Genomic DNA, 23,100 nt, shown 5'->3' with positions numbered 1-23,100 from the left:
TAGCTCCCATTCTCATTTCGCAGTGCTACAATAACCCATTACGCCACAAGTATTTCACAGCGGTTGTAGCTCCCATTCTCATTTCGCAGTGCTACAATACCCCAACGGGAAATCCTTATTCTATAAGGATTTCCCGTTTTATTTAGTCTGAAAAAATGGGCTTAAAATAACAATAATTGGTCTGAATTGACCTTTTTTTCTTGGGTTTTCAGCTCGCCCAACAGCAGTTTCATGGCGGCATATTGCTTTTCTGTTATCTCCAAACAGCGGATTGAGCCTTCTTGCGGAAGGTTTGCACATAGTCTATTGTGGTGTTTTTGCAACGAATCGCGGCCTTTGACGATACGGCTGTATACGGAAAGTTGCAGCATTTGGTATCCGTCTTTTAATAAAAACTGGCGGAATTGATTGGCGGCTTTGCGCTTTGCCGCCGTGATAACCGGTAGGTCGAAGAAGACGATAATCCTCATAAATTTGGCCTCACTCATATTGGTATGCTTTCAATGGTAGGATTTCAGGCAGTTTCAGTTGTTTGGCGTTTTTATCGGTTACGCCGGCTTGAAATGACGAAACCATTTTGTCGATGGCAGCCAAGGTGCTGAAATGTTGCCGTTCGATGCTGGTTTGACAGTGAAGGGTTTTGATAAGGTGTTGTTTGATGCTGGGCGTCAGTTCAGTTTTCAGACGGCCTTGTTCGTACAAATGTATAACGACCAGATCGGCCAATGGGCGTAAGGGTTCGATAAAGTCATCGGCGAGATTGAATGGATTCAACTCACTTCTATGAAACAAGCCTAATGCAGGCAACCAACCGTATAAGGTCAGGGCGCGTGCAACTGCAGCCCGGAGCACAGCGTAGGTATAGTTCAATGCGGCATTGACGGCGTTGTTGTCATTGCGGGTAAATTTTTCGCCAAAGAGGGCTTGGAAGTAGAGGGCGGCGGCTTGGGCTTCGCGGTTTCCTGTATCGCCCGAGCGGACTTCAGATGCCAAAGTGCGCAGCCGTTTGGCTGCAAGATCATTGCCGGTTTCGTCTGCGACAAATGCTTGATTCAGGATTTTTTGGCGGACGATATGTTGCCAGAATTGCTTTTTTAAGGGTTCGCTTATGTTCAGTTGCAGCTTGAGGATTTTAAGTTGGCGGTGATATTGGGCATAAGGCAGCCATTGTCCGCAGGGCAGGAACTGCTCGTCACATGTCAGTAAGGTTGCGCCATGTTCGGCTAAGGCTGACAGAAGTGGAGCGGTAATCAGGGTTTCGCGGTTTTCGATGATGATAACGGCGATGTCTTCTAATGGTACGGTGTGGGACTCGTCATTTTGTTGAATCAGCAGTTGCTGGCGTTGCAAGGATAGTTTGCCGCCGTTTTGAATGAGCAGGCTGCGCCAAGTCATGTTTTCCCCTTATTTTGATATAAAAAATCCCTGCTTCAGGTCGTCTGAAACAGGGATAGATTAATTTAACGGACAGGCGGGCGTTTTTTCAGACGGCATAGTCTGATTTCTTTGCCCATTTCGTCGATTTGGTATTTTTGAAAGGAAAGGGCGGTTTTAACGCCGATACGATGCATACCGTCTTTACCTTTTGATTTTTCCAAATCATGCTCCCGAAGAGAAATGGCTCCAGTGGCTCGATCTAATCCTGAAAAGTAACCTAAAAAGCTGTCTTTTTTAAGTTGAACTTTAATTAAATCATTCGAATAAAGTACAAATTTAAATCTGAAGCTTTCATCTATTACAGTCCAGCCCTCTTCATCTGCATAAGCAACAACAGCCCTGTCCGGTAAAATTCCTTTCGCAACCTGCCAACTGTAAATTGGCACCAAATAATATTTGCCAGCTTTTTCAAACACATCTACGCGCACCATGGTTGCGTTGTCGGCAATGCCGTTATGGTTGCGCACCCATACGCCGGTTTTCTGTACTTGCTCTACGCGCACGGCTTTTACCTGTTGGGTGCGGTTGCCTGCTTTATCGTATTTGTAAAACGGTTCGGCAAAGGCTTTGGCTGGGTCGTCTTTATGTGCTTCCAAACGTGCTTTCAGTGCTTCGTATAGCTTAGGTTCGCGCTCCCGATTGACCATTTTTTCCAAGTCTTTCAGTTTTAACTGTGTCAGCGGTACGCGCAACACGCTGATGCCTTCGTCCAGCCGTTTGGCGGATTTGACGGTTTCCATATGGCCTTGCCCACTCATCTTCCGATTGGGCGCACGCGAAACAAACAGTGGCGTAACGTATTCGTGCACGGCTTCGGGACGAGATGATAATTTTTCTGCGAGCAGGGTACGCAGTTTTTCGGGGGTATCCGCTTCTTCAAATTCGGGTTTCCCGTCCGGTTTGCCGAAGACGCGAATCATGACTTCTTGTGCGAAAAATTCCCAAGGTTGCGGGAAGTGTGTTTTTTGATGCAGCACTTCTCCTGTTTCTTTATCTATGGTTTTCCCGTCAAACGCGTTCATTTCTTTATAGCGTACAAAACGGGTAATTTTCTGCTGCATGGCAACGGTCGAGCAGGCAACGACGACGGCATCCAAGGCGTGATGGCGGTCGTTTTCCGCACGCACTTTGCGCAATCCCCAAAAGCCGCGCAACAGATTGGTAATTTGTCCGTTGGATGCAAAGACACGTCTTTTCCTTTTACCTGTCAGCAGCATATGGTCGGCAACGAATTGGCACAGGAAACGGTTGACGTAGCGCGTATCGTTCAGATTGCGTTCTTTAAAGCCCTCTTCATCGAATTTTTGCAGCAGAATCCGTTGTTTTTTACTGCGTGGGAAACGGCTGGTTTCGACACGCGCTTTAAATTCCTGCCATTCGCGGCTGTTGTCTTTGCCGTTGAAGTATTCGTAAGGGGTTTGATTGCCTTTGTTTTGGTTTTCGCTGCCCAATACCAGCACTTTATTGTTGAAACTGTCGTCCCATGTGCGCGAGAACGGCAGGGCATGGTCAATTTCGACATAGCCTTTTTCGTTCAGACGGCCTAAGTTGATTTCTTTGCCCGAATACAGGCATTTGCCGTGTTGTTGCTCGTACAGGCGCAGTTTCAGAATATCTTTGGATTTGGGTTCGCCGACAAAATTGGGGAAATACTCTCGGAATTTGGCGGCGGCTTTTTCACGGTCTTTACGGTTTTCTTCTTGGCGTTTTTCGATTTCTTTGCGGTCTTTAAACGATTTTCCTACTTCCCTTGCCGTTTCAATATGGATACGTGCGGGGGAGCCGTAACGCCGAACCACGCCGTTAATGACTTTTCTGGCCTGAGATAAGGCACGCAAAACAACGGGGTTGCGGATTTCGTCGGCAGGGATGGGCGGCAGATCAATCTTTTCTTCCGTATTCTTCTTGCCGTAATGGTCTCCGTAGATTTCGGCGCAGGCTTCATCGTAACGTTTGCCTTGTTCCATTAGAGGCACAATTCGGCGCAATGCTTTCAAGGAAATTTGAACGAACTTGTCGAAGCTGATGTGTTTTAACAGCGCTTCTAAGATTTCGGGCTGTATACGGTCTTTCAGACGGCCTGTAATGTCTTCATCGGTTTTGAACAGGGAGAATGCCGTGCCGATTTCGTCTTGTAATTCGGGAGAAAGGTTTAATGGGAATTTTTTGTCTTTCAATCCTTCTTTTTCCAGCGCACGGCTGATGGCATGGTAGGCCTTCATTTCCATCAACGTTGAGGCTTCGGCATTGTCCTTACCATAGCGCAAGCCTTTGAAAAAGGCGGTATCTTCTAAACCCAGTAGCTTACGGGCTTGTGCGTAAGTCAGTTTGGATTTTCTGTATGGCTCGTCCATAAGCTTGGCGCGTTGGGTATCGGTCAATGGCCGCTCGCTGCCTTGCTCTAAAATACGCAGGTTGTTCAGCTTGGTCAGCCAGACGAAACGTTCAGCTGTGTAGGTGTTTTTAGCGGCTTTCGGCTCTGTCGGTTCGAAGGTGCAATGTCCCAACATTTTTTGAACAGCATCGCCGGATAGGGCGGGGCGTTGCGTCATCAGCAGGGTTTCAATACCTTCTTTAAGGCCGTCTGAAATATGCGGATTGCCGAATTCTTTTTGTTTTTCAAACAATAAATTCAGCTCCGCCTGCAAATCTTTGCGGCTGAACGTATGCGAATAATCGCCGCGCTGGTTGCGGATATGGCCGCTTTCTTTCTCAAATTTATTTAAAGCCAATTCGGCTGGTGTGCGGAAATCGCCTGTCTGTAAGGCATGGGCATTGCCGGCTACGCCTTTAAGCAAAGCGCCAAGCTCCTTATCGGCAGTTTCGCCCTCGTTTTTCCGTTGCGATAAATAGCCGCGATGTTTGATTAAATGCAACAAGACTGCTGACCACTCTAAAGGCGTCAGTTTGCGGTCTAATGCGGCTGCGCGAAGTTGCCATAGTGTATTCGGTAAGGATTTAATTAAGCCGTTTTTGTCAAAATTGGCGGCTTGTAATACGCCTTCGCGTTTCAATAGGCGGCGGGTCCGAAGCAGGCGGTGGGCGCGACGGCGGGTCAGGCGGCGAACACTGCGTGCCAAGCGTCTTGCCGCTGCGAGAGAGTCGCCTGTTTTCGGTACTTCGGCCCGCTCAAATACGCGCACGCCCAAATCAATCAGGCGGATGGGGTTTTCTTCTTTGTCAATTTCTACCATTGCCCAGCCGACGGATGCAATGCCGATATCGAGGCCGAGGATGTAGTTGATTGAATTAGGTTTGAAGGCAGCCATTTATTACTCCGTAAACAACGTTGCAAATAATGATAATATATCTGATTGTCTTATTTATATACAAATAGATTATTGACTTATCATCTCACAACGGCTAGAATCCCAAACATATTGTCGCACTGCGAAATGAGAACCGTTGCTACAATAAGGCCGTCTGAAAAGATGTGCCGCAACGCTCTGCCCCTTAAAGCTTCTGCTTTAAGGGGCATCGTTTATTTCGGCTAAAAAATGCCGTCTGAAACCGGTTTTGGGCTTCAGACGGCATTTATATTTTGGGTTACCAGTTGACGCGCACCGACCGGCTGCCGAGCAATGTTTCCAGTTCGCCGAACAAGGCGGAACTCGGTGTAACCGTCCATTTCCGCGGCACTTGAAGCCTGCCCGACGCTTTTTCGTTGGCATACGACAGTTGCAGCGGGATGCGCGGCGTGTCGGGCAGTTGGTGGGCGGCGAGCAGCCGTACCAGTCCGCCGATGTCGTGATGCGGGGCGAGGGCGAGGCTGAGGCTGCGGGCGTAGCGTTCGCGCGCCGTTTGCAGGGTCATGACTTGGTTTGCCAGAATACGCAGCCCGTCGCCGCCGCCGTAGTCGTCGCGGCTGACTTTGGATTCGATAATCAGCACTTGGTCGGCTTTGAGGCAGTCGGCGCAGTTTTCCAACGTCTGACCGCCGACCATGATTTCAACCTGTCCGCTCAAATCTTCAAGGCTGACGAAGGCGATTTTGCCGCGCTTGCCCATCATGGTGCGTACGGCGGTAACGAATCCGGCGAGGCGCACGCTGTCTTGCGGTTTGAGTTTCGACAGTTTCTGCGGGGCGATTTGGCGGACTTCTTGGGCATACGGGCCGAAGGGGTGGCCGGACAGGTAGAAGCCGATGACGGTTTTTTCTTCGGCGAGTTTTTCCGATTCGCTCCACATCGGTGCGTCAATGAGCCGCACCGGTTCGATGGCGTCTTCCATCATGTCGAACAGACCGCCCTGATTGGCGTTGGCGGCTTTTTGGTCGGCGTTGTTCATGGCAAGGTCGATGTTTGCCAAGAGCATGGCGCGGTTGGGTTCGATGCTGTCGAACGCGCCACCGCGTATCAGGGCTTCAAGGGTGCGGCGGTTCATGTGTTCTTTGCCGACGCGCTCGCAGAAGTCCAAGAGGCCGGTAAACTTGCCGCCGCTTTGCCGCGCGGCGGTGATGGATTCGACGGCGGCTTCGCCCGTGCCTTTAATCGCGCCGAGCGCGTAGCGGATTTTCATGTCCGGATACGGCGTGAAGCGGTAGTCGGATTCGTTGATGTCGGGCGGCAGGAACTCGATGCCGTTGGCGCGGCAGTCGTCGTAGAAATGCTTGAGCTGGTCGGTGTTGTCCAATTCAGACGACATGGTCGCCGCCATAAATTCGGCGGGGTAGTGGGCTTTGAGCCATGCGGTCTGGTAGGAAATCAGGGCGTAGGCGGCGGCGTGGGATTTGTTGAAGCCGTAGCCGGCGAATTTTTCCATGTAGTTGAAGATTTCGTCGGATTTTTCGCGCGAAATGCCTTGTTTCGCCGCACCTTCGGCGAAGATTTCTCGGTGTTTCACCATTTCTTCGGGCTTTTTCTTACCCATGGCGCGACGCAGCAGGTCCGCGCCGCCGAGCGAGTAGCCGCCGATAATCTGCGCCGCCTGCATCACTTGTTCCTGATACACCATAATGCCGTAGGTCGGCGCGAGGATGCCTTCGAGCAGCGGGTGGATGTATTGGAATTCCTGACCCTTCATGCGCGCGACGAAGTCGGGGATGTTGTCCATCGGACCGGGTCGGTAGAGCGATACGAAGGCGATGAGTTCTTCAAACTTGGTCGTGTGCGCCGTTTTCAGCATTTTTTTCATGCCGGTCGACTCGAACTGGAAGACGGCGGTGGTGTTCGCATCGCGGAAGATTTGGTAGGCGGCCTGGTCGTCAAGCGGAATCTTGCCGACATCGACAATATCGCCGGTGGTGTTTTTGATGTTGTTCTGCGCCATTTCGATAATGGTCAGGTTTCGCAGACCCAAAAAGTCGAATTTCACCAAGCCCACGTCTTCCACGTCGCCTTTGTCGTACATCGATACTGGCGAGGCGGATTCGTCTGCCTGATACACGGGGCTGTAATCGGAAATCTTGCCCGGCGCAATCAATACGCCGCCCGCGTGCATACCCAAGCCGCGCGTCAAATCTTCCAGCTTTTTCGCCAGCGTAATCAGTTCGTCCGCTTCTTCCGCTTCGATTAATTCCTGAATCTGCGGCTCCGCCTTCATCGCATCGTCCAAACCCAGAGGTTTGTTGGCTTCCAGCGGAATCAGCTTGGACAATTTGTCGCACAGCATAAACGGCAGCTCCAGCACGCGCCCTACGTCGCGGATGACCGCTTTGGACGACATCGTGCCGAAGGTAACAATCTGGCTGACCGCCTGAGCGCCGTATTTATCGCGTACATATTCGATCACGCGGCCGCGGTTTGCCTGACAGAAGTCAACGTCGAAGTCGGGCATGGAGACGCGTTCGGGGTTTAAGAAACGTTCGAACAGCAGCGCGTATTTCAGCGGGTCGAGGTCGGTAATTTTCAGCGAATACGCCACCAGCGAACCCGCGCCCGAACCGCGTCCCGGCCCGACCGGACAGCCGTGCGTTTTCGCCCAGTTGATAAAGTCTTGTACGATAAGGAAATAGCCGGGGAATTTCATCTGGATGATGATGTTCAGCTCAAAATCCAAACGTTCCTGATATTCCGGCATTTTTGCCGCACGCTCCGCCTCGTCGGGATAAAGCTGAACCATGCGTTCCTGCAAACCCTTGTTTGAGAGTTTGATGAGATAGTCATCGCGCGATAAACCGTCGGGCGTGGGGAAAAGGGGCAGGAAGTTTTTGCCCAATGTGATGTGCAGGTTGCAGCGTTTGGCGATTTCCACCGTGTTTTCCAAGGCTTCGGGCAAGTCGGCGAAACGCTCCAGCATCGTTTCCGGCGGAATGAAAAACTGGCCCGGTGTGAAATCGCGCGGACGTTTTTTGTCCGTCAATACCCAGCCGCCCGCGATACACACCCGCGCCTCGTGTGCGTTGAAATCGTCGCGGCTCATAAACTGTGTCGGATGCGTCGCCACCACCGGCAAACCCAATTCCTCCGCCAGCTTCACGCTGCCCGAAACGCAAGCCTCCCATTCGGGGCGTTCGGGCAGGCGTTGCAGCTCCATATAGAACGCATCGGGGAACCACGCCGCATACTTCAACGCCGCCGTACGCGCCGCGTCTTCATTGCCGTTCAACAGATTCATGCCCACTTCGCCGTAATGCGCGCCGTTCAAACAAATCAAGCCGCTGTTGTCGCCGTTTGCCAGCCATTCGGGATTGAGTTCCGCATGATGGATATTGCGGTCTTTGCCGACATAGGCCGCCGTTAAAAGCTCGCTCAAGCGCAGATAGCCCGCATCGTTGCGGATAATCAGCATGGCGCGAAACGGCTTGTCGGGCGCATTCGGATTGCCTATCCATACGTCCGCCGCGCCGACGGGCTTAATCCCCGCGCTGCGGCAGGCTTTATAGAATTTCACCAAGCCGAATTCGTTCATCAAATCGCTGATGCCCAAAGCAGGCAAACCGTATTCCTGCGCTTTGGCAATCAGTTTTTTAATCCGCACCATACCGTCGGTAATCGAAAACTCGGTATGCAGGCGCAGGGGGATGTAGGTCGGCTCGGTCATGGCAAAATCGGCGTGAACAATAAAAGGCGTATTGTAGCAGGGTTGTCTTTAGATGGCGGTGTAGGTCATGCCGCTTCGGATTCAGACGGCATGACCTGCAAATGTTTTTGAGCTTTTACGACGGCAAAAAAATGCCTCCTGCCGTATGGCGGAGGCTTCCCAAGGAGTATTGATAGATATAAAGGACTATCAAACTAGTTATAAAGAACTATATACCTTATTCGGACGGATGGCAAGCAGTTAAATTAATTTTACGTTCAAACAGGTTTTTGATTTCGTTTTGATGGCTGATGCCGATGACCAGTGTATCGGGCAGTTCGTGTTTGAGGATGTGCATCAGCGTCAATGCGGATTCGTCGGGGAACAGGATTTGCAGTCTGCCGTTGGACAGGATTTCTTTGATCGGATGGCGGCATATGGGGTTTCAGACGGCATTTTTACTTTTACGGAACAGGCGGTGCGGATACATCGCTGGTTTTGCGGTAATTTTGGGTACGGCGGCGGCAGGTGCTACAATAACGGTCTCTTTCTGCAAGGGGACATCATGGAAGCCATCGTCTATCTCGAAGACAACGAATACATCGCCCTGTGCGACCTCTTGAAATTGGCCGGACTTGCCGAAAGCGGCGGACAGGCGAAGGCGTTGATTGCCGAAGGGTTGGTGTCGCGCAACGGCGAAACCGAAATCCGCAAAACCGCCAAAATACGCGGCGGCGAAGTCATCGAGTTTGACGGCGCGCGCTTGGAAATCGCCGATGGATACGACCCTGAAGCATAAAGCCGAAGCCCTTTTGGGCGAGCCGCTTTTAGACGAACCCGTCCGCCCCGAGTCGTGGGAATGCTGCGGCAGCGACTGCGGCGACGCGTGCATTCAGACGATTTACTGGGCGGACAAGGCCCGCTACGACGCGCAACGGCGGAAATTGAAAGAAGCGGGTTGGTCGGACGATGCCGTCTGAAAACGGTTCGGCTTGATATAGTGAATTAACAAAAATCAGGACAAGGCGACGAAGCCGCAGACAGTACAGATGGTACGGAACCGACTCACTTGGTGCTTCAGCACCTTAGAGAATCGTTCTCTTTGAGCCAAGGCGAGCCAACGCTGTACCGGTTTAAATTTAATTCACTATAAAACCACGTTTTCAGACAGTCTTTTATAGTAGATTAAAATTGAAAACATCCCTATCGTCATTCCCGCGCAGGCGGGAATCCGGAAGTTTGAAATAGCGGTTAACCTTAAACATTTCCAATAAATCAAAGTCTGGATTCCCGCCTGCGCGGGAATGACGGTATAGGGACTTTTTCTTTGCATTTGCCATACACCTGTTTTTTAAAATGACCGCCGCCGCCACACTGCCCGACAATATTGCCCCCCGACCTTCATTCACCACACATATAACACCCCATGATAGACCTGCACTGCCATTCCACCGTTTCCGACGGTATGCTTTCCCCCGCCGAAGTCGTGCGCCTCGCGCATCAAAACGGCTGCACGCTGCTGGCGTTGACCGACCACGACCACACCGGCGGCATCGCCGAAGCGCGTGCCGAAGCCGACAGGCTCGGTTTGCGCCTGATTAACGGCGTGGAAATCTCCGTAACGTGGCGCGGGCGTACCATACACGTTGTCGGCTTAGACTTTGACGAACAAGACGAAAACCTGCAAAACCTGTTGGCGCAAGTGCGGCAAGGCCGTCTGAAACGCCTCGAAGCCATCGCCGCCAAGCTGGAAAAACGCGGCATTTCGGGCGCATACGACGGCGCGCTCGCGCTGGCGGCAAACAAAGAAATGGTCAGCCGCACACACGTCGCCGAGTTCCTCATTCGGGTGGGACACGTCAAAAACAAGCAGCAGGCGTTCACCAAATACTTGGGCGACGGCAAATCCTGCGCCGTCCGACACGAATGGGCGACGCTGGCAGACTGCGTCTCCGCCGTCAACGGCGCGGGTGGCATGGCAGTCATCGCCCACCCCATGCGCTACGACTTGTCCGCCACCGCCAAGCGCAATCTGTTTGAAGAATTTAAAAACCTCGGCGGCGCAGGCATCGAAGTCCACAGCGGAAACTGTTGCAAAAACGACCGCCTCAACTACGCGCTTTTGGCAGAACGTTTCGGTATGCTCGCCAGCGCGGGCAGCGACTTCCACCGTTTAAACGACTTCAGCGGCGGCATCCTCGGCGCGTGTCCCGAGCTGCCGGAAAACTGTAGGCCGGTGTGGGCGCATTTCTCCCGACATTGAATGCGGATAAAAATGCCGTCTGAAAGGCTTTCAGACGGCATTTTTTGCGGCTTAAACGTTGTCGTACAGTTTTCGGACGGTTTTACCGATGGCGGCAATGCCTTTTTCCAGCGTTTGAGCGTCCTGCGCGATGCTCATACGGATGCACTCGCCCGCGTGCGGGTAATCCTGTGTGTCGATGCCGACGAAGAAATGTTCGCCCGGAATAATCAGCGTACCTTCGGCTTTGAGCATTTCGTACAGGGTTTGCGAAGAAACGGGCAGGTTTTCAAACCAGAGCCACAGGAAAATCGCGCCTTCGGGTTTGTGGATTTTCATCGGGTACGCGCCCAGCTCGCGCTTGAGCAGCGAGACGGCGGTTTGCGCCTGATTGCGGTAAAACGGCCGGATGACTTGGTCGGCAAGCCGTTTCATCTCGCCGCTTTCCAGTAGCGGGGCGGCGATGGCCGCGCCGAAGCGCGTGGGGGCAAGGTTCACAATCGCGTTCAGGCTGCTGACGGCTTTGACCACTTCCGGCGCGGCGACGATGATGCCGGTGCGAACGCCCGGCAGGCCGACTTTGGAAAGGCTGAAGCAGAGGATGATGTTTTCATGCCAATTCAGCGTTACGTCGCTGTAAATGATGTTGGGGAACGGCATTCCGTAGGCGTTGTCGATAATCAGCGGAATCCCGTGTTCACGCGCCAAAGCGTCCAAACGCGCCATTTCGCCGTCGGTCAACACATTGCCGGTCGGGTTGGTCGGGCGCGAACAGCAAATCGCGCCGATTTTGCCCGCTTTGAGTTCGGGCAGGTTTTCCAGTGCGTCAAAGTCCACGCGGTATTTGAAGAAGCCTGCTTCGCCTTCGTGTTCGACGTTTTCGATTTTGGGCTTGACGGAAACGAAGTGCTGCCCTTCGATATGTACGTCGGCATAGCCGATGTATTCGGGCGCGAGCGGCAACAAAATGGCTTTTTCTGCGGATGTGCCGTCTGAAAGGTTGAATTTGCCGCCGAAGAGGTTGAATAAATAGAAAAACGCGTTTTGCGAACCGTTGGTCAGCGCGATATTGTCGGCGGTCAGGTTCCAGCCGTATTCGCGGTTGAGGAAGGCGGTCAACGCGTCAATCAGCGCGGCATCGCCTTGGGGGTTGGAGTAGTTGCCGATGTTTTCGACGGCGTGTTCTGCCGCCAGTTTGGAGAATATGTCGGCGAACGCCCGATCGATTTCCGGAATGCGCGCCGGGTTGCCGCCGCCGAGCATGTTGACGGGCTTGTCGCTTTTGAGCGCGTCGCCGAGGTCGTCCATCAGTTGGAGGATGCCGCTGTGTTGCGTGAATTTTTCGCCGAATGCCGAAAACTGCATGTCAAACTCCGTGTGTGTGTAAGGTAGGTTGGTTTGTACGTTATGCCGTCTGAAGGTTCAGACGGCATTTTTTCTGTGTGTTTCGCGAACCCAAAGCAGGTCGCAGATACCGTCGCTCGGGGCAAAGCCGGTCGGGGCGTTGATGAGCAGGGTGCGGATTGCCTGCTGGTCGTAACGGTCGCAGGCCGCACGGATGCGGTCGAGCAGGGCGGAGAGCTCGCGCCACGGCAGCATGGTTTCGTTGGCGGTCATGATGCGCGGATGGCCGGTTTTGCGGACGTTGTCGCCGATGAGCAGCTCTTCGTAGAGTTTTTCGCCGGGACGCAGTCCGGTAATGAGGATTTCGATGTCGCCGTCGGGTTGTTCGGGTGTTTTGGGTTTGAGGCCGCTTAAGGTAATCATTTGGCGGGCAAGGTCGATGATTTTGACGGATTCGCCCATATCGAGGACGAACACGTCGCCGCCTTTGCCCATCGCGCCGGCTTGGATAACCAGTTGCGCCGCTTCGGGTATGGTCATGAAATAGCGCGTGATTTCCGGGTGGGTCAGGGTGAGCGGGCCGCCTTGGGCAATCTGTTTTTCAAACAGCGGGACGACGGAGCCGGACGAACCCAAAACATTGCCGAAACGCACCATACTGAAGCGGGTTTGCTGTCCGGGTTCGGCGGCGAGCGCCTGAAGGCAGAGTTCCGCCATACGTTTGCCCGCGCCCATTGTGTTGGTGGGGCGGACGGCTTTGTCGGTGGAGATGAGGACGAAAGTTCTTACGCCCGATGCCGTGGCGGCAAGCGCGCACTCGAGTGTGCCGAAGATGTTGTTGCGTATGCCTTCGACGGTGTTGAACTCGACCATGGGGACGTGTTTGTAGGCGGCGGCGTGATAGACGGTCGCAACGGAAAAGGCGGTCATGACGTGTTCGAGCAGCGTGCGGTTTTGCACCGAACCGAGAAAGGGCAGGATTTCGGTATCGAGGCGTTTTTGGATGCAGGTTTCGCGCAATTCTTTTTCGATGGCGTACAGGGCGAATTCGGATAACTCGAACAGCAGCAGCTTTTCGGGGCGGCGGCGGATAATCTGGCGGCAGAGTTCCGAACCGATGGAGCCGCCCGCGCCGGTTACCATGACGGTTTTGCCTTCGATGTCGGCATTCATGAGGCGGTCGTCTGGTGCGACGGAATCACGCCCGAGCAGGTCGGACACAGAGATTTTTTTGAGCGTGCCGATGCTGATTTTTCCGTCCATCAGGTCTTTCATTCCGGGAATGGTCAACACTTCGCAGGGATAGGCTTCCAGTTTGTTGATGATTCGGAGGCGTTGTTCCTGAGTCGCGCCGGGGATGGCGAGCAGGATTTTTTCCACGCCGTAGCGTTCGATGAGGAAGGCGATGGCATCGGGCTGGTAAACGGCAAGGTCGTAGATGACGGTGTGCCACAGTTTGGGGTCGTCGTCCACAAAGGCGGCGGCGGAATATTCGCGCATTTGTTTGACGGCCTCAAGCAGTTGTCTGCCCGACCGTCCCGCGCCGTAAATGATGACGGGGATCATCTGTTTTTTGGGGTGTTCGGACAACAGTCCGCGCAAAACCATACGCGAGCCGGTCACGGAAACAAACAGCAGTAAGAAATAGACAATCGGCAGGGCGAGGCGCAGCCTTTCTTCAAAAATCAATGTGTTGAGGAAGAACAGGACGGCGGAAACAATGCTGCCGGCAAAAGCGGTGGTCAGGACGTGGAAACTGACAAAGCGTGTAACGGCACGGTAGAGCCCCATTCTGACGAACAGGCCGATGGTCAACAGCGCGGTCAATAGGAAAGACTGCCAGTTGGCAGGGTCGAACCATTCGTTCGAGTAGTCGGCCTTCAGGCTTTGGGTAAACCAAAAGGCAATGAAAATCATCAGAAAATCGTGTATGAGGAAACAGATTTTCTTGATGTTGCGCGGTAGGGCAAGCAGGGTTTCCAGAGTCATATCGTGGGGCGGTATGTGCTTTCAGGCGGCATATGCCGTCTGAAGGGTTATCGTGTGGCTTCGGTCAATACGGCTTCGATGTGTTCTTTGCAGAACGCGATTTCGCCGTCGGTCAGCGTCGGATGTACTAAGAACATCAGGCTGGTGTCGCCCAACTCGACAGCATTTTTCAGCCGCTCTTTCGGACGCCAAGGCGTGTTGTCGAAGGATTTCTCCAAATACACTTCGGAGCAGCTACCTTGATAGCAGGGGACTTTGCGCGCGTTCAGTTCGTTGACGATGCGGTCGCGCGTCCAGCCGTCTTTGAGGTGTTCGGGTTTGACGAAGGCGTAGAACTTATATTGCGCGTGTCCGATGTAGTCGGCGACTTCAACCAAGCGGATACTTTTGAATTTGCCTAGGCTTTCCGCCAGCTTGGCGGCGTGCGCTTGACGGCAGGCAGTCCATTCGGGCAGGCGTTTGAGCTGAATGCGCCCGATTGCCGCCTGCATTTCCATCATACGCCAGTTTGTGCCGAAGCTTTCGTGCAGCCAGCGGAAGCCAGGGGCGTGTTCGCGGTGGTACACGGCGTCATAGCTTTTGCCGTGGTCTTTGTACGACCACATTTTGCTCCACAGTGCTTTGTCGTTGGTGGTAACCATGCCGCCTTCGCCGCCCGTGGTCATGATTTTGTCTTGGCAGAACGACCATGCGCCGACGTGTCCGATGCTGCCGACGGATTTGCCTTTGTATTTCGCGCCGTGCGCTTGGGCGCAGTCTTCGATGACCCACAAATCATGTTCTTTTGCCAAGTCCATGATGCCGTCCATTTCGGCGGGCATACCGGCGAGGTGGACGACGATGATGGCTTTGGTAGTCGGTGTCAGCGCGGCTTTGACGGTTTCCGCGCTGATGTTTTGGCTGTTCAAATCCACATCAGCAAACACCGGATTTGCGCCCGCGTTCACAATGCAGGACGCGGAAGCCAAGAAAGTGCGCGAGGTAACAATCACATCGTCGCCCGCGCCTATGCCGATTGCTTTGAGCGCGACATCGAGTGCCAGCGTGCCGTTGGAAAGGGCGACGGCGTACCGCGTGCCGGCAAAGGCGGCGAATTCTTTTTCAAATTTGCGGCATTCGTTTCCCGTCCAGTAGTTGACTTTGTTGGACAGCAGGACTTTGGAAACGGCATCGGCTTCTTCTTGGGTGAAGCAGGGCCACGGGGAAAGGAAAGTGTTCAGCATGGTGTTTGGTCCGTCGGTTTTCAGACGGCATTTCCTCATTTCTGCCGTCTGTTGCTTAGGCTGTTTATTTTAATCGTTTACGACCGCAGGGTCTCGGTATTTTTGCCTGCCAATGGTTTTGCCGGGTTGCCCGCGACGGTCATGCCGTCTGAAACGTCGCGCACGACGACTGCGCCCGCTCCAATGGTTGCGCGGCTGCCGATACGGATCTGCTGGCGGCTGCACGCGCCTGTGCCTATCCAGCTTTCTTCGCCGATACGCGTGTTGCCCGACAGGTGCGCGCCCGGGCTGATGTGGACGAAAGCATCAAGCAGGCAATCGTGATCGACGGTGGCGGCAGTGTTCACAATCACGCCGTCTTTCAATACGCTGTCAGCCTGTACGACGGCTTTCGCCATAACGACGCCGCCTTGTCCGACTGTTGCAGAAGGCGAGACGGTCGAGTCCGGATGAATCAGGACGGGCAGGGCGAAGCCGAGCGCGGCGGCTTTTTCGGCGATTTGGCGGCGGATGCGGTTGTTGCCGACGGCGACGGCGATGTCGAATTGTTCGGGCGATAAACTGTTTTCAAGCAGCAGCGTCGTGCCGATGACGGGGAAGCCGTTGACGCTGCCTTGGACGCGGTCGTCCAGAAAAACGATTTCGCCGTATGTGCCGAGTGCGGCGGCAAGGTCGGCAACGACTTTTCCGTGTCCGCCCGCGCCGACGACGGCAAGTTTGCGTTTTCCTGTGAAAGGGGGCATGGTGGCTTCGCCCTGTGCGGAAATCCCTTCTTTGATTAATACTTTTTTAACCGTCAGCAGTAGGATTTTGATGTCGAGGCACAGGCTGAAGTGGTCGATATACCAGATGTCGCATGCGAAGCGTTCGTCCCATGAGGCGGCGTTGCGCCCGTTGACCTGCGCCCAGCCGGTAATGCCGGGTTTCACTTCGTGGCGGCGGTTTTGGAAGTTGTCGTACAGCGGCAGATATTGCATCAGCAGCGGGCGCGGGCCGACCAGGCTCATGTCGCCTTTTAAGACATTCCATAATTCAGGCAGTTCGTCCAAACTAGCGGCACGCAGTTTTTTGCCGAAGGGTGTGAGCCGCTCGCTGTCGGGCAGCGGAATGCCGTCTGAATCAAGCGCGTCGCGCATGGAACGGAATTTGACCATTTTAAAAGGTTTTCCGTCCTTTCCGGGGCGTTCTTGAATGAAGAAGACGGGCGAACCCAGATTCTTGCGGATGAGGTACGCCAAAATCAGGAAAACGGGTGAGAGGACAATCAGCCCCGATGCGGAGGCGATGATGTCGAACAGGCGTTTGAAAAATTTATTCATGAGCTAATCTTTCAATCAGGTTGACGATTTTCTGATACGCCACATCGCGTTTGAAGCGGCGGACGATTTCGTCGGACTGAACAGGATCGCTTTTGCGCTTCAAAATATCTTTGGCGGCTTGAACGAAACCGTCCACATCACCGGAACGGTAGTTCGCATGCGGTAGCAGGGTAAGGACTTCGGCAACTTCGTCGTTGACCTAGCTGTTCAGAATCGGTTTTTGCAAAGCCATATAGTCGGAGAGTTTGTTGGTAATCGATGCCATTGAATAGGACTGGATGGCGTTGATGGCAATGTCGCAGCCCTTGGCGACCGACATCATTTCGGCGTAAGGAATGTAGCCGTAAAACTTGATGCCGTCGCAGGCATATTGTTTGAGCCTGTCCAAATCGGGGCCGCCGCCCATGATGTGCAGCTCTACATTTTCGCCGTCGTCCAAAAGTTTCCGAACGCCTTTGCACACGGTTTCCACGTCATAGCTGTAACTGAGCGTGCCCAAGTAGAAAAAGCGGGTTTTGTCGTCGCCAAAATCTTTGGCAGGTGCGGCATCGAGTTTGGGAAAGTCAGCACCAATATAGATGACTTCGCCGGGTACGTTCGGATTGGTTTCTTTGGCGCGGTCGAGATAAGTCTGCGATACGGCAACCAGCGCGTCGGCGTAGCGGTAGGCCCGGTTGGCGCGTGAAGCAAAGGGCAGCAGCTTGTGCGGTACTTTTTTCAAAAACGGTACGACCGAGGAGAAAGACTCCGGCCATACGTCCTGCACATCGACAATCAGTTTGTAACCCAAACGCGCTTTGTGTTTGCCCAACAGCAGGTTGGTGGCAATCAGCGGATAGGCGGAAAAGACGACGTCTTGTTCGCCCGGACGGCAGTTTTCCAACCATTTTTCAAAATGTTTGACGAAGCGGTGATGGCTGGTCACGCGTCCTAAAGACACGTTTTTGCTGTATCCGCTTTCTTCCAACAGCATGACTTTCAGACGGCCTTGTGAGGCGGCCTCGGCATCTTCGGGCCGTCTGAAAGATTTGTCGTAGTGCTTGAAGTTGCTGGTAATCAGCAACACGTCATGCGACTGCGACAACAGCTCGGCAAGATACCAGAAGCGGTTGAAATGCGGCTCGGACGGCAGCGAGCAATAAGGGGCGACTATGGTGATGTTCATCGGCGGCTTTCAGACGGCATTACATGGTATACGCCGCCATGGTGGTACGGTAGATTTCGTCGTCGGAACATAAGGTTTCGACGTGTTTGTGCAGGGCTTTGCCCATTTGACCGCGCAACTCCGGATGCTTGATGAGTGTATCGACGGCTTCGATAAACGCTTCGTCTTCGCCGAAAGGAATGCAGTAACCCGTTTCCCCGTTGACGACCATTTCGGAAATGCCCGCCATATCGTAGGTAACGACGGGCGTGTCGTAAAGTCCGGCTTCTAAGATGTTGTTGCCCACGCCTGCGCCGTGGTCGCCGATGCAGTGGGGCGTGTTCACCAAAATATCCACGTCTTTGAAGTAGGCGGTCAAATCGCGCACGCCGCCGAGGAAGGTAACTTTGCCGTCTATGCCCAGACGTTCCGCCTGCGCTTTCAAATTGTCCATTTCTTCGCCTATGCCCGCCACGTTCAGGCGTACGGGCATATCGCGGTCGACCATTTTTTTGAAAATGTCCAGCATCAGATGCACGGCGCGGACGGTGTCCAGACGCGACAGCGTGCCGAGCATGACGCAGCCTTTGACGGTTTTCCAGAAAGGAAATTCCGGGGGGGGGGAGTGCGTTGTAGGCGTAGACAATCCGGTCGGCGGGGAAACCGTGGCGGATGAGTTTTTCGCGTTCGTGTTTGCAGTTACCGATGATGTACACGCCCAGCTTGTCGAAGAGTTTGGCGATTTTGGGGTAGGTTGCCGCGTCCAAACCGTGCGAGTGGTAGATGATTTTGGTTTTCGGCGAAACGATTTTGGCGGCAATGGCGCAGGCGGGTACGACGCGCGCCATTTGGCAGTCGATGATGTCGGGTTGTTCGCGCCGCAGCATTCGGGCGTAGGCAATCATACCTTTGAGGTAGCCGAAAAGGCCGCCGCGATAGAAATCGACGGGTTGCCAACGTATGCCCAAGGCTTGCGCCTCTTTGAGCAACGGTCCGTCCGAAGAGGCAAGCATGATGTCGTGTCCGTGCTGCCTGAGTAGCCTGCCGAGGCGGACGGTGGCGGTTTCCGTGCCGCCCAAGCCTGCCATAGATGTGGTCCAAACGATTTTCATAATGGGAAACCTTGTTTTTTCAAATAATGAAACAGTTTGTGCAAATCTTTCCGGTGGCGCAGGATGCAGCCTGCCAGATATACCGCCCATACGCCGGCAAACAGGGGGTAGTTTGCCGGTGTGCCGAAGCAGGTGTAGGCCGCCGAGGAGGTCAGGCAGAGCAATGTGTGCGTATAAAGCGGCAGGCGTTTGAGCGGCTGCCACAGGCGGCAGGAGCTTTCGGTCTTGAAGGCAAAAAACAACCAGAATGAGGTGGCACAGGCAACCGCCGCGCCGCGCGCGCCGCCGGACGGTACGGCAAGCCCCAGCAGCAGCAGGTTTGCCGCCAGCGCGCCCAAGGTGGCGAGCGCGATCGGGCGTGTTTTTCGGACGACGTTCAAACCGATGCCGCTGATTTCTACCAGCGTGCAAAACAGCGGCGGCAGCATACACGATACGACGATAAACCGGACGGCGGCGTAGTTTTCCGGCAGCAGGAGGGAGGCGAGGGGCGAGAAAATGCCGGTCAGGCAGAGGGCGGAGGCAAGCAGGGCGGCGGCGGATTCTGCCGTTGCCGAGAGGCGGGCGGGCGGGGCGTTTGCTTCGATTGCGCGGAAAATATACGGTGTCCAGACCGTTGAAAAGATGCTTTGGAACAATAATGCCGCCCCGCCGAACGAAATACCCATCGAATAAACGCCGAGCTGTTCTAGGCCGGCATATTTTTTCAGGAACAAACGGTCGGCGGATGCCAGCCCCCAATAGGCGATGCTGCTTAGTGCGATCGGTATGCCGTAGCGCAGGCCGCGATGCAGGACGGCGGATGAAAACGGTGCGCGCCGGACGGCCTTCAGACGGCATCGGTTTTGAAACAGCAAAAAGGCGGCGGCGGCAAGGTTTGCCAGCGCGTAAACGGCGGTCAGGACGGCGGTGTTCGCCGGAAAGTGCAGCAGCCCGACCGTCAGCGGCAGCAGCAGCAGGATGGCGAGCTTGGACACGAGTTGCGCGGACGAAAAGGCAAGGGCGCGTCCTTCCATACGCAAAACCAGTAAGAGAAAGCGGATGGGCAGGAAGCTCAGTTCAAACAGCACCAGCCCGATGCCGGCGGCGGCATCGTCGAGCGAAAACAGGATTTCAGACGGCAGGGACGGGCGGGAAAGCAGCAGGGCGGCTATCGCGGCGGCAGACAGCAGCGGCGGCAGGAACAGGGTTTTGAACAAAGTGTCTTTGTCGGCGGCGGCATAGTATTCGCGGACGTATGCCTGATCCAGCCCGAGGCACAATACCGACACCGTCAGTCCCGCCGCCGTCTGCATCAGCACGATGCGCCCGATGTCGTCGGCAGGGAAATACCACGACAGCAGCGGCAGGATGATGACGGCTAAAACCGCGCTGCCGATCGAGCCTGCCGCGTAGCCGAGGATTTCTTTTGTGTCCATTTTTGATGTCCGGTCGGCAGCGGGATTCTGCCTGTGTCGTCTGAAGCCTTTCTTGATCGGAATTTGACGGCTTTCAGGCCGTCGCGGCTGCCGGCGGGGTGCGGCAGTCCGGGTTGCGCTTTTTCGGGTGGGCGGCGGTCTGAATGGTGCCGTTTTTTATCGGCGTTATTATATAGTGAAATGGCGCAAACCCTTTAAAAGGCGTTGCCGTTTTTTCGGAACACGGTTTTGATGTCGTGTCCGAGGATTTCGCTTGAAACAGGTGTCCACAAGGGCGGTGCGGAAAGGGCGGCGCGGTTTTCGGGCAGGCAAAATAAACCGCTGCCGCCGCCGAGGATTTTGGGCGAGCGGTATAAAACGATTTCGTCCGCCAAATCTTCTGCCAAAAATGCGGATGTGAGTTCGGAGCCTGCTTCGACCATGATTTCGCCGAAACCTTCGTCGGCAAGGAGGCGCATCAGGTGGTGCAGGTCGATTTTGCCGTCTGCCGTTTCAGACGGCATCAGGATGCGGATGTGTGCGTGTTCCCGATAGGGGCGGAGTTTATCTTCATCGCGTTCCAAGGTGGCGATGTAGGTTGGAGATTGTCCGTCGGTCAGAAGGTGGCTGTCCAAGGGCAGGCGCAGGCGGCTGTCTAAAACGATGCGTGCGGGTTGGCGCAAAGTTGGAAAAGCGCGGACGTTGAGCCGGGGATTGTCCGCCAACACCGTGCCGATGCCGGTCAGCACCGCGCAGCTTTCGGCACGCAAAACCTGTACGTCGGCACGCGCGTCTTCGCCGGTAATCCAAAAGCTGCTGCCGTCTGAAAGGGCGGTTTTGCCGTCCAGCGAAACGGCGCATTTGAGGCGGACGAAGGGGCGGCGGCGTTCGATGCGCGACAGGAAGCCTCGGTTGAGTTCCCTTGCCTGATGTTCGAGTAAACCGCATTCCGTCTTGATGCCTGCTGCTTCGAGCATGGCAAGCCCTTTGCCGGCAACCAGCGGGTTGGGGTCGCGCATGGCGGCAACGACGCGTGTTACGCCGGAACGGAGCAGAGCTTCGGCGCAGGGCGGGGTACGCCCGTAATGGCTGCACGGTTCGAGGGTAACAAAGGCGGTCGCGCCTTGTGCCATTTCGCCCGCCTGACGCAGGGCGTGGACTTCGGCATGGGGTTCGCCCGCTTTGACGTGGAAGCCTTGCCCGACAATTTGGCTGCCGTGTGCGATAACGCAGCCGACGCGCGGATTGGGCGAAGTGGAAAAACGCCCCAAAGCGGCAAGTCGGAGGGCGTTTTCCATCATGGATATATCTGTGTCCGAAAACATAGGGATACCGTATCAGTATGGGTTGGGGGAATCAGGCTTTGCCGCCTGTTTTGACGGCTTGCGCCAGCCACGAGGCAAAGTCTGCCGGATTGTCGAAGCGTTTGTGCAGGGCGGCGAAACGGACGGCGGCTTCCGTATCTTGTCGGAGCAGTTCTTTTAGCACCATGTCGGCAAGTGCGGCAGAGGGGATGTCGCGCTGACCCGAAGTGTAGAGCCTGTGTTCCGTCAGGCGGACGGTTTCGTCGATCTGTTCGGGTGTCAGGGCGGATTTTCGGGCGGCGGCGGTCAGGTCGTTGCGGAGGCGTTGTGCATTAAAGGGCGAGCGTTTTTTGTCCGGACCGATGACGGCGGGCATTTTGAGTTCGGCGGTTTCGAGCGTGCCGAAGCGTTTGCCGCAGTTGGGGCAGTGGCGGCGGCGGCGCACGGCGTTGCGTTCTTCCATCAGACGCGAATCGGCGACGCGGGTGTCGGGGTGGGCGCAAAACGGGCATTTCATAGCGTTTCTTCCTGATGCCGTCTGAACGTCAAACCGATACGCCGGCGGCGCGGGCGATTTCCAGACCTTCTTCGGCACTCATATAGACGGGGTTTTCGGGACGGTCGTGTCGGACGATGTTGCCTTCGCGGAACATGACCAGTTCGTTCACGGCAAGTTGGGACCATGATTCGTCGCGGGTCAGCGGCAGGGTGGCGATAACGGCGACGCGGTCGTTGGGCGTGGTTACTTCGGCAAAATCGACCATCACGTCGTCGTCGAGCAGGCGCGCCTTGCCGAACGGGGCTTGGCGGACGATGTAGTGCAGTAGTGTGCTGGCGTGGGCAAACAGGGCAATGCCGTCTGAAAGCATAAAGTTAAACAGCCCGAACTTGCGGATTTCGTGCGTCAGCCCCGCAATCGCGTCAAACAGCGTGTCGTCGTCGGGACGGGCGGCAAAGCGGGTGCGCAGGCGGTTGAGGATGTGGCAGAACGCGCGTTCGGAATCGGTTGTGCCGACGGGGTGGAAAAATTCGCCCTGTTCGGGAAAAAAATCAATCAAATGTCCGTTGTGGGCAAACAGCCAGTAGCCGCCCCACATTTCGCGCATAAAGGGATGGGTGTTCGCCAGCGAGGTTTGTCCTTGTGATGCTTTGCGGATATGGGCGACGACGTTTTCCGATTTAATCTGGTAGGCGCGCACGAGGTCGGCGACGGGCGAATTGGCACTGGGTTTGTCGTCATGGAACAGGCGCACGCCTTTGCCTTCGAAAAAGCCGATGCCGAAACCGTCGGCATGGTGGTCGGTAATGCCGCCCCTGCGGCGGAAGCCTTCAAAGGAAAACATAATATCGGTCGGCGTATTGCAGTTCATGCCCAGCAGTTGACACATGGTTTGTCCCAATGATTCAGATGGTCGCAAGTATTCGGATTATACCCCGAACTGAAAATGCCGTCTGAAATACGGCTTGTTCCCCGTTATTCCCTCGAAAACAGAAAACAGAAAACAAAGACGGAAACTTAAGATTCCGTCATTCCCGCGCAGGCGGGAATCCGACTTGTCCGGTTTTGGTTGTTTTTCGTTCCGTAACTTTTGAGCCGTCATTCCCGCGCAGGCGGGAATCTGGAATTTC

17 protein-coding genes and 2 pseudogenes are annotated in these 23,100 nt (G+C 54.8%); 3 read left to right on the top strand and 16 right to left on the bottom strand.

All coding sequences use genetic code 11. The annotated features are described in order from the left end of the window. Window positions 1-161 precede the first annotated feature (161 nt). The 5 genes from cas2 to HMPREF2959_RS13400 all read right to left on the bottom strand — a co-directional run bounded on the left by cas2 (window position 162) and on the right by HMPREF2959_RS13400 (window position 8,764). Complete coding sequence (cas2, locus tag HMPREF2959_RS07925) at window positions 162-488, bottom strand: CRISPR-associated endonuclease Cas2 (protein WP_002214566.1); 327 nt, start codon at window positions 486-488, stop codon at window positions 162-164. Continuing rightward, complete coding sequence (cas1, locus tag HMPREF2959_RS07920) at window positions 481-1,395, bottom strand: type II CRISPR-associated endonuclease Cas1 (RefSeq protein WP_070696643.1); 915 nt, start codon at window positions 1,393-1,395, stop codon at window positions 481-483. The genes cas2 and cas1 overlap by 8 nt, the downstream gene beginning before the upstream one ends. 65 nt (window positions 1,396-1,460) lie before the next feature. Further along, window positions 1,461-4,706 carry a type II CRISPR RNA-guided endonuclease Cas9 gene (gene cas9 / locus HMPREF2959_RS07915; protein ID WP_070696641.1) on the bottom strand — a complete coding sequence of 1,082 codons (3,246 nt, stop codon included), beginning with the start codon at window positions 4,704-4,706 and terminating at the stop codon, window positions 1,461-1,463. Between the two features lie 277 nt (window positions 4,707-4,983). Continuing rightward, window positions 4,984-8,418: a DNA polymerase III subunit alpha gene (gene dnaE / locus HMPREF2959_RS07910; protein WP_070696638.1), complete on the bottom strand. Its 3,435-nt coding sequence runs from the start codon at window positions 8,416-8,418 to the stop codon at window positions 4,984-4,986. 217 nt (window positions 8,419-8,635) lie between these two features. Then, window positions 8,636-8,764 (bottom strand): hypothetical protein, encoded by a 129-nt coding sequence (locus HMPREF2959_RS13400; RefSeq protein WP_019742775.1) that lies wholly within the window; start codon window positions 8,762-8,764, stop codon window positions 8,636-8,638. A 198-nt stretch (window positions 8,765-8,962) separates the two neighbouring features. Between HMPREF2959_RS13400 and HMPREF2959_RS07900 the strand changes: the two genes are divergently transcribed. The 3 genes from HMPREF2959_RS07900 to HMPREF2959_RS07890 all read left to right on the top strand — a co-directional run bounded on the left by HMPREF2959_RS07900 (window position 8,963) and on the right by HMPREF2959_RS07890 (window position 10,660). After that, a complete protein-coding gene (locus HMPREF2959_RS07900) occupies window positions 8,963-9,196 on the top strand; it encodes an RNA-binding S4 domain-containing protein (RefSeq protein WP_070696649.1) in 234 nt (77 codons plus the stop codon). Then, complete coding sequence (locus tag HMPREF2959_RS07895; RefSeq protein WP_002217925.1) at window positions 9,174-9,377, top strand: hypothetical protein; 204 nt, start codon at window positions 9,174-9,176, stop codon at window positions 9,375-9,377. The genes HMPREF2959_RS07900 and HMPREF2959_RS07895 overlap by 23 nt, the downstream gene beginning before the upstream one ends. A 446-nt stretch (window positions 9,378-9,823) precedes the next feature. After that, complete coding sequence (locus HMPREF2959_RS07890) at window positions 9,824-10,660, top strand: PHP domain-containing protein (protein ID WP_002241917.1); 837 nt, start codon at window positions 9,824-9,826, stop codon at window positions 10,658-10,660. Between the two features lie 51 nt (window positions 10,661-10,711). Here the strand turns inward: HMPREF2959_RS07890 and HMPREF2959_RS07885 are convergent, their stop codons facing one another. The 11 genes and pseudogenes from HMPREF2959_RS07885 to HMPREF2959_RS12985 all read right to left on the bottom strand — a co-directional run. Further along, window positions 10,712-12,004, bottom strand: coding sequence for a valine--pyruvate transaminase (locus HMPREF2959_RS07885; RefSeq protein WP_002241916.1), 1,293 nt, complete (start codon window positions 12,002-12,004; stop codon window positions 10,712-10,714). Window positions 12,005-12,061: 57 nt separating this feature from the next. After that, the gene (gene pglD, locus HMPREF2959_RS07880; protein WP_070696635.1) at window positions 12,062-13,972 is read right to left on the bottom strand and encodes an NADH-dependent dehydratase PglD; all 1,911 of its coding nucleotides are present in this window, start codon (window positions 13,970-13,972) and stop codon (window positions 12,062-12,064) included. A gap of 47 nt (window positions 13,973-14,019) precedes the next feature. Next, window positions 14,020-15,195: a DegT/DnrJ/EryC1/StrS family aminotransferase gene (locus tag HMPREF2959_RS07875; RefSeq protein ID WP_070696646.1), complete on the bottom strand. Its 1,176-nt coding sequence runs from the start codon at window positions 15,193-15,195 to the stop codon at window positions 14,020-14,022. Window positions 15,196-15,272: 77 nt separating this feature from the next. Then, window positions 15,273-16,514: a NeuD/PglB/VioB family sugar acetyltransferase gene (locus HMPREF2959_RS07870; protein ID WP_002235158.1), complete on the bottom strand. Its 1,242-nt coding sequence runs from the start codon at window positions 16,512-16,514 to the stop codon at window positions 15,273-15,275. Next, window positions 16,507-17,679: pseudogene (locus tag HMPREF2959_RS07865) on the bottom strand (glycosyltransferase). The gene HMPREF2959_RS07870 and the pseudogene HMPREF2959_RS07865 overlap by 8 nt, the downstream one beginning before the upstream one ends. 19 nt (window positions 17,680-17,698) lie before the next feature. Then, window positions 17,699-18,770: pseudogene (locus HMPREF2959_RS07860) on the bottom strand (glycosyltransferase family 4 protein). Beyond that, window positions 18,767-20,188, bottom strand: coding sequence for a lipopolysaccharide biosynthesis protein (locus tag HMPREF2959_RS07855; RefSeq protein ID WP_070696632.1), 1,422 nt, complete (start codon window positions 20,186-20,188; stop codon window positions 18,767-18,769). The pseudogene HMPREF2959_RS07860 and the gene HMPREF2959_RS07855 overlap by 4 nt, the downstream one beginning before the upstream one ends. Window positions 20,189-20,382: 194 nt before the next feature. After that, entirely contained in the window at window positions 20,383-21,492 is a 1,110-nt protein-coding gene (gene ribD / locus HMPREF2959_RS07850) for a bifunctional diaminohydroxyphosphoribosylaminopyrimidine deaminase/5-amino-6-(5-phosphoribosylamino)uracil reductase RibD (protein ID WP_002247071.1), read from the bottom strand. Between the two features lie 31 nt (window positions 21,493-21,523). After that, window positions 21,524-21,988, bottom strand: a complete 465-nt coding sequence (gene nrdR / locus HMPREF2959_RS07845) for a transcriptional regulator NrdR (protein WP_002217912.1) — start codon at window positions 21,986-21,988, stop codon at window positions 21,524-21,526. A 28-nt stretch (window positions 21,989-22,016) separates the two neighbouring features. Next, window positions 22,017-22,859: a class II glutamine amidotransferase gene (locus HMPREF2959_RS07840; RefSeq protein WP_002230832.1), complete on the bottom strand. Its 843-nt coding sequence runs from the start codon at window positions 22,857-22,859 to the stop codon at window positions 22,017-22,019. Window positions 22,860-22,898: 39 nt separating this feature from the next. Further along, window positions 22,899-23,100, bottom strand: a 202-nt coding sequence (locus HMPREF2959_RS12985) for a hypothetical protein (RefSeq protein ID WP_083314159.1), incomplete at its 5' end; no start/stop codon positions are given.

Source organism: Neisseria sp. HMSC070F02, assembly GCF_001814225.1.
Classification (GTDB): domain Bacteria; phylum Pseudomonadota; class Gammaproteobacteria; order Burkholderiales; family Neisseriaceae; genus Neisseria; species Neisseria meningitidis.
This window is presented reverse-complemented; position numbering and strand designations above follow the sequence as displayed.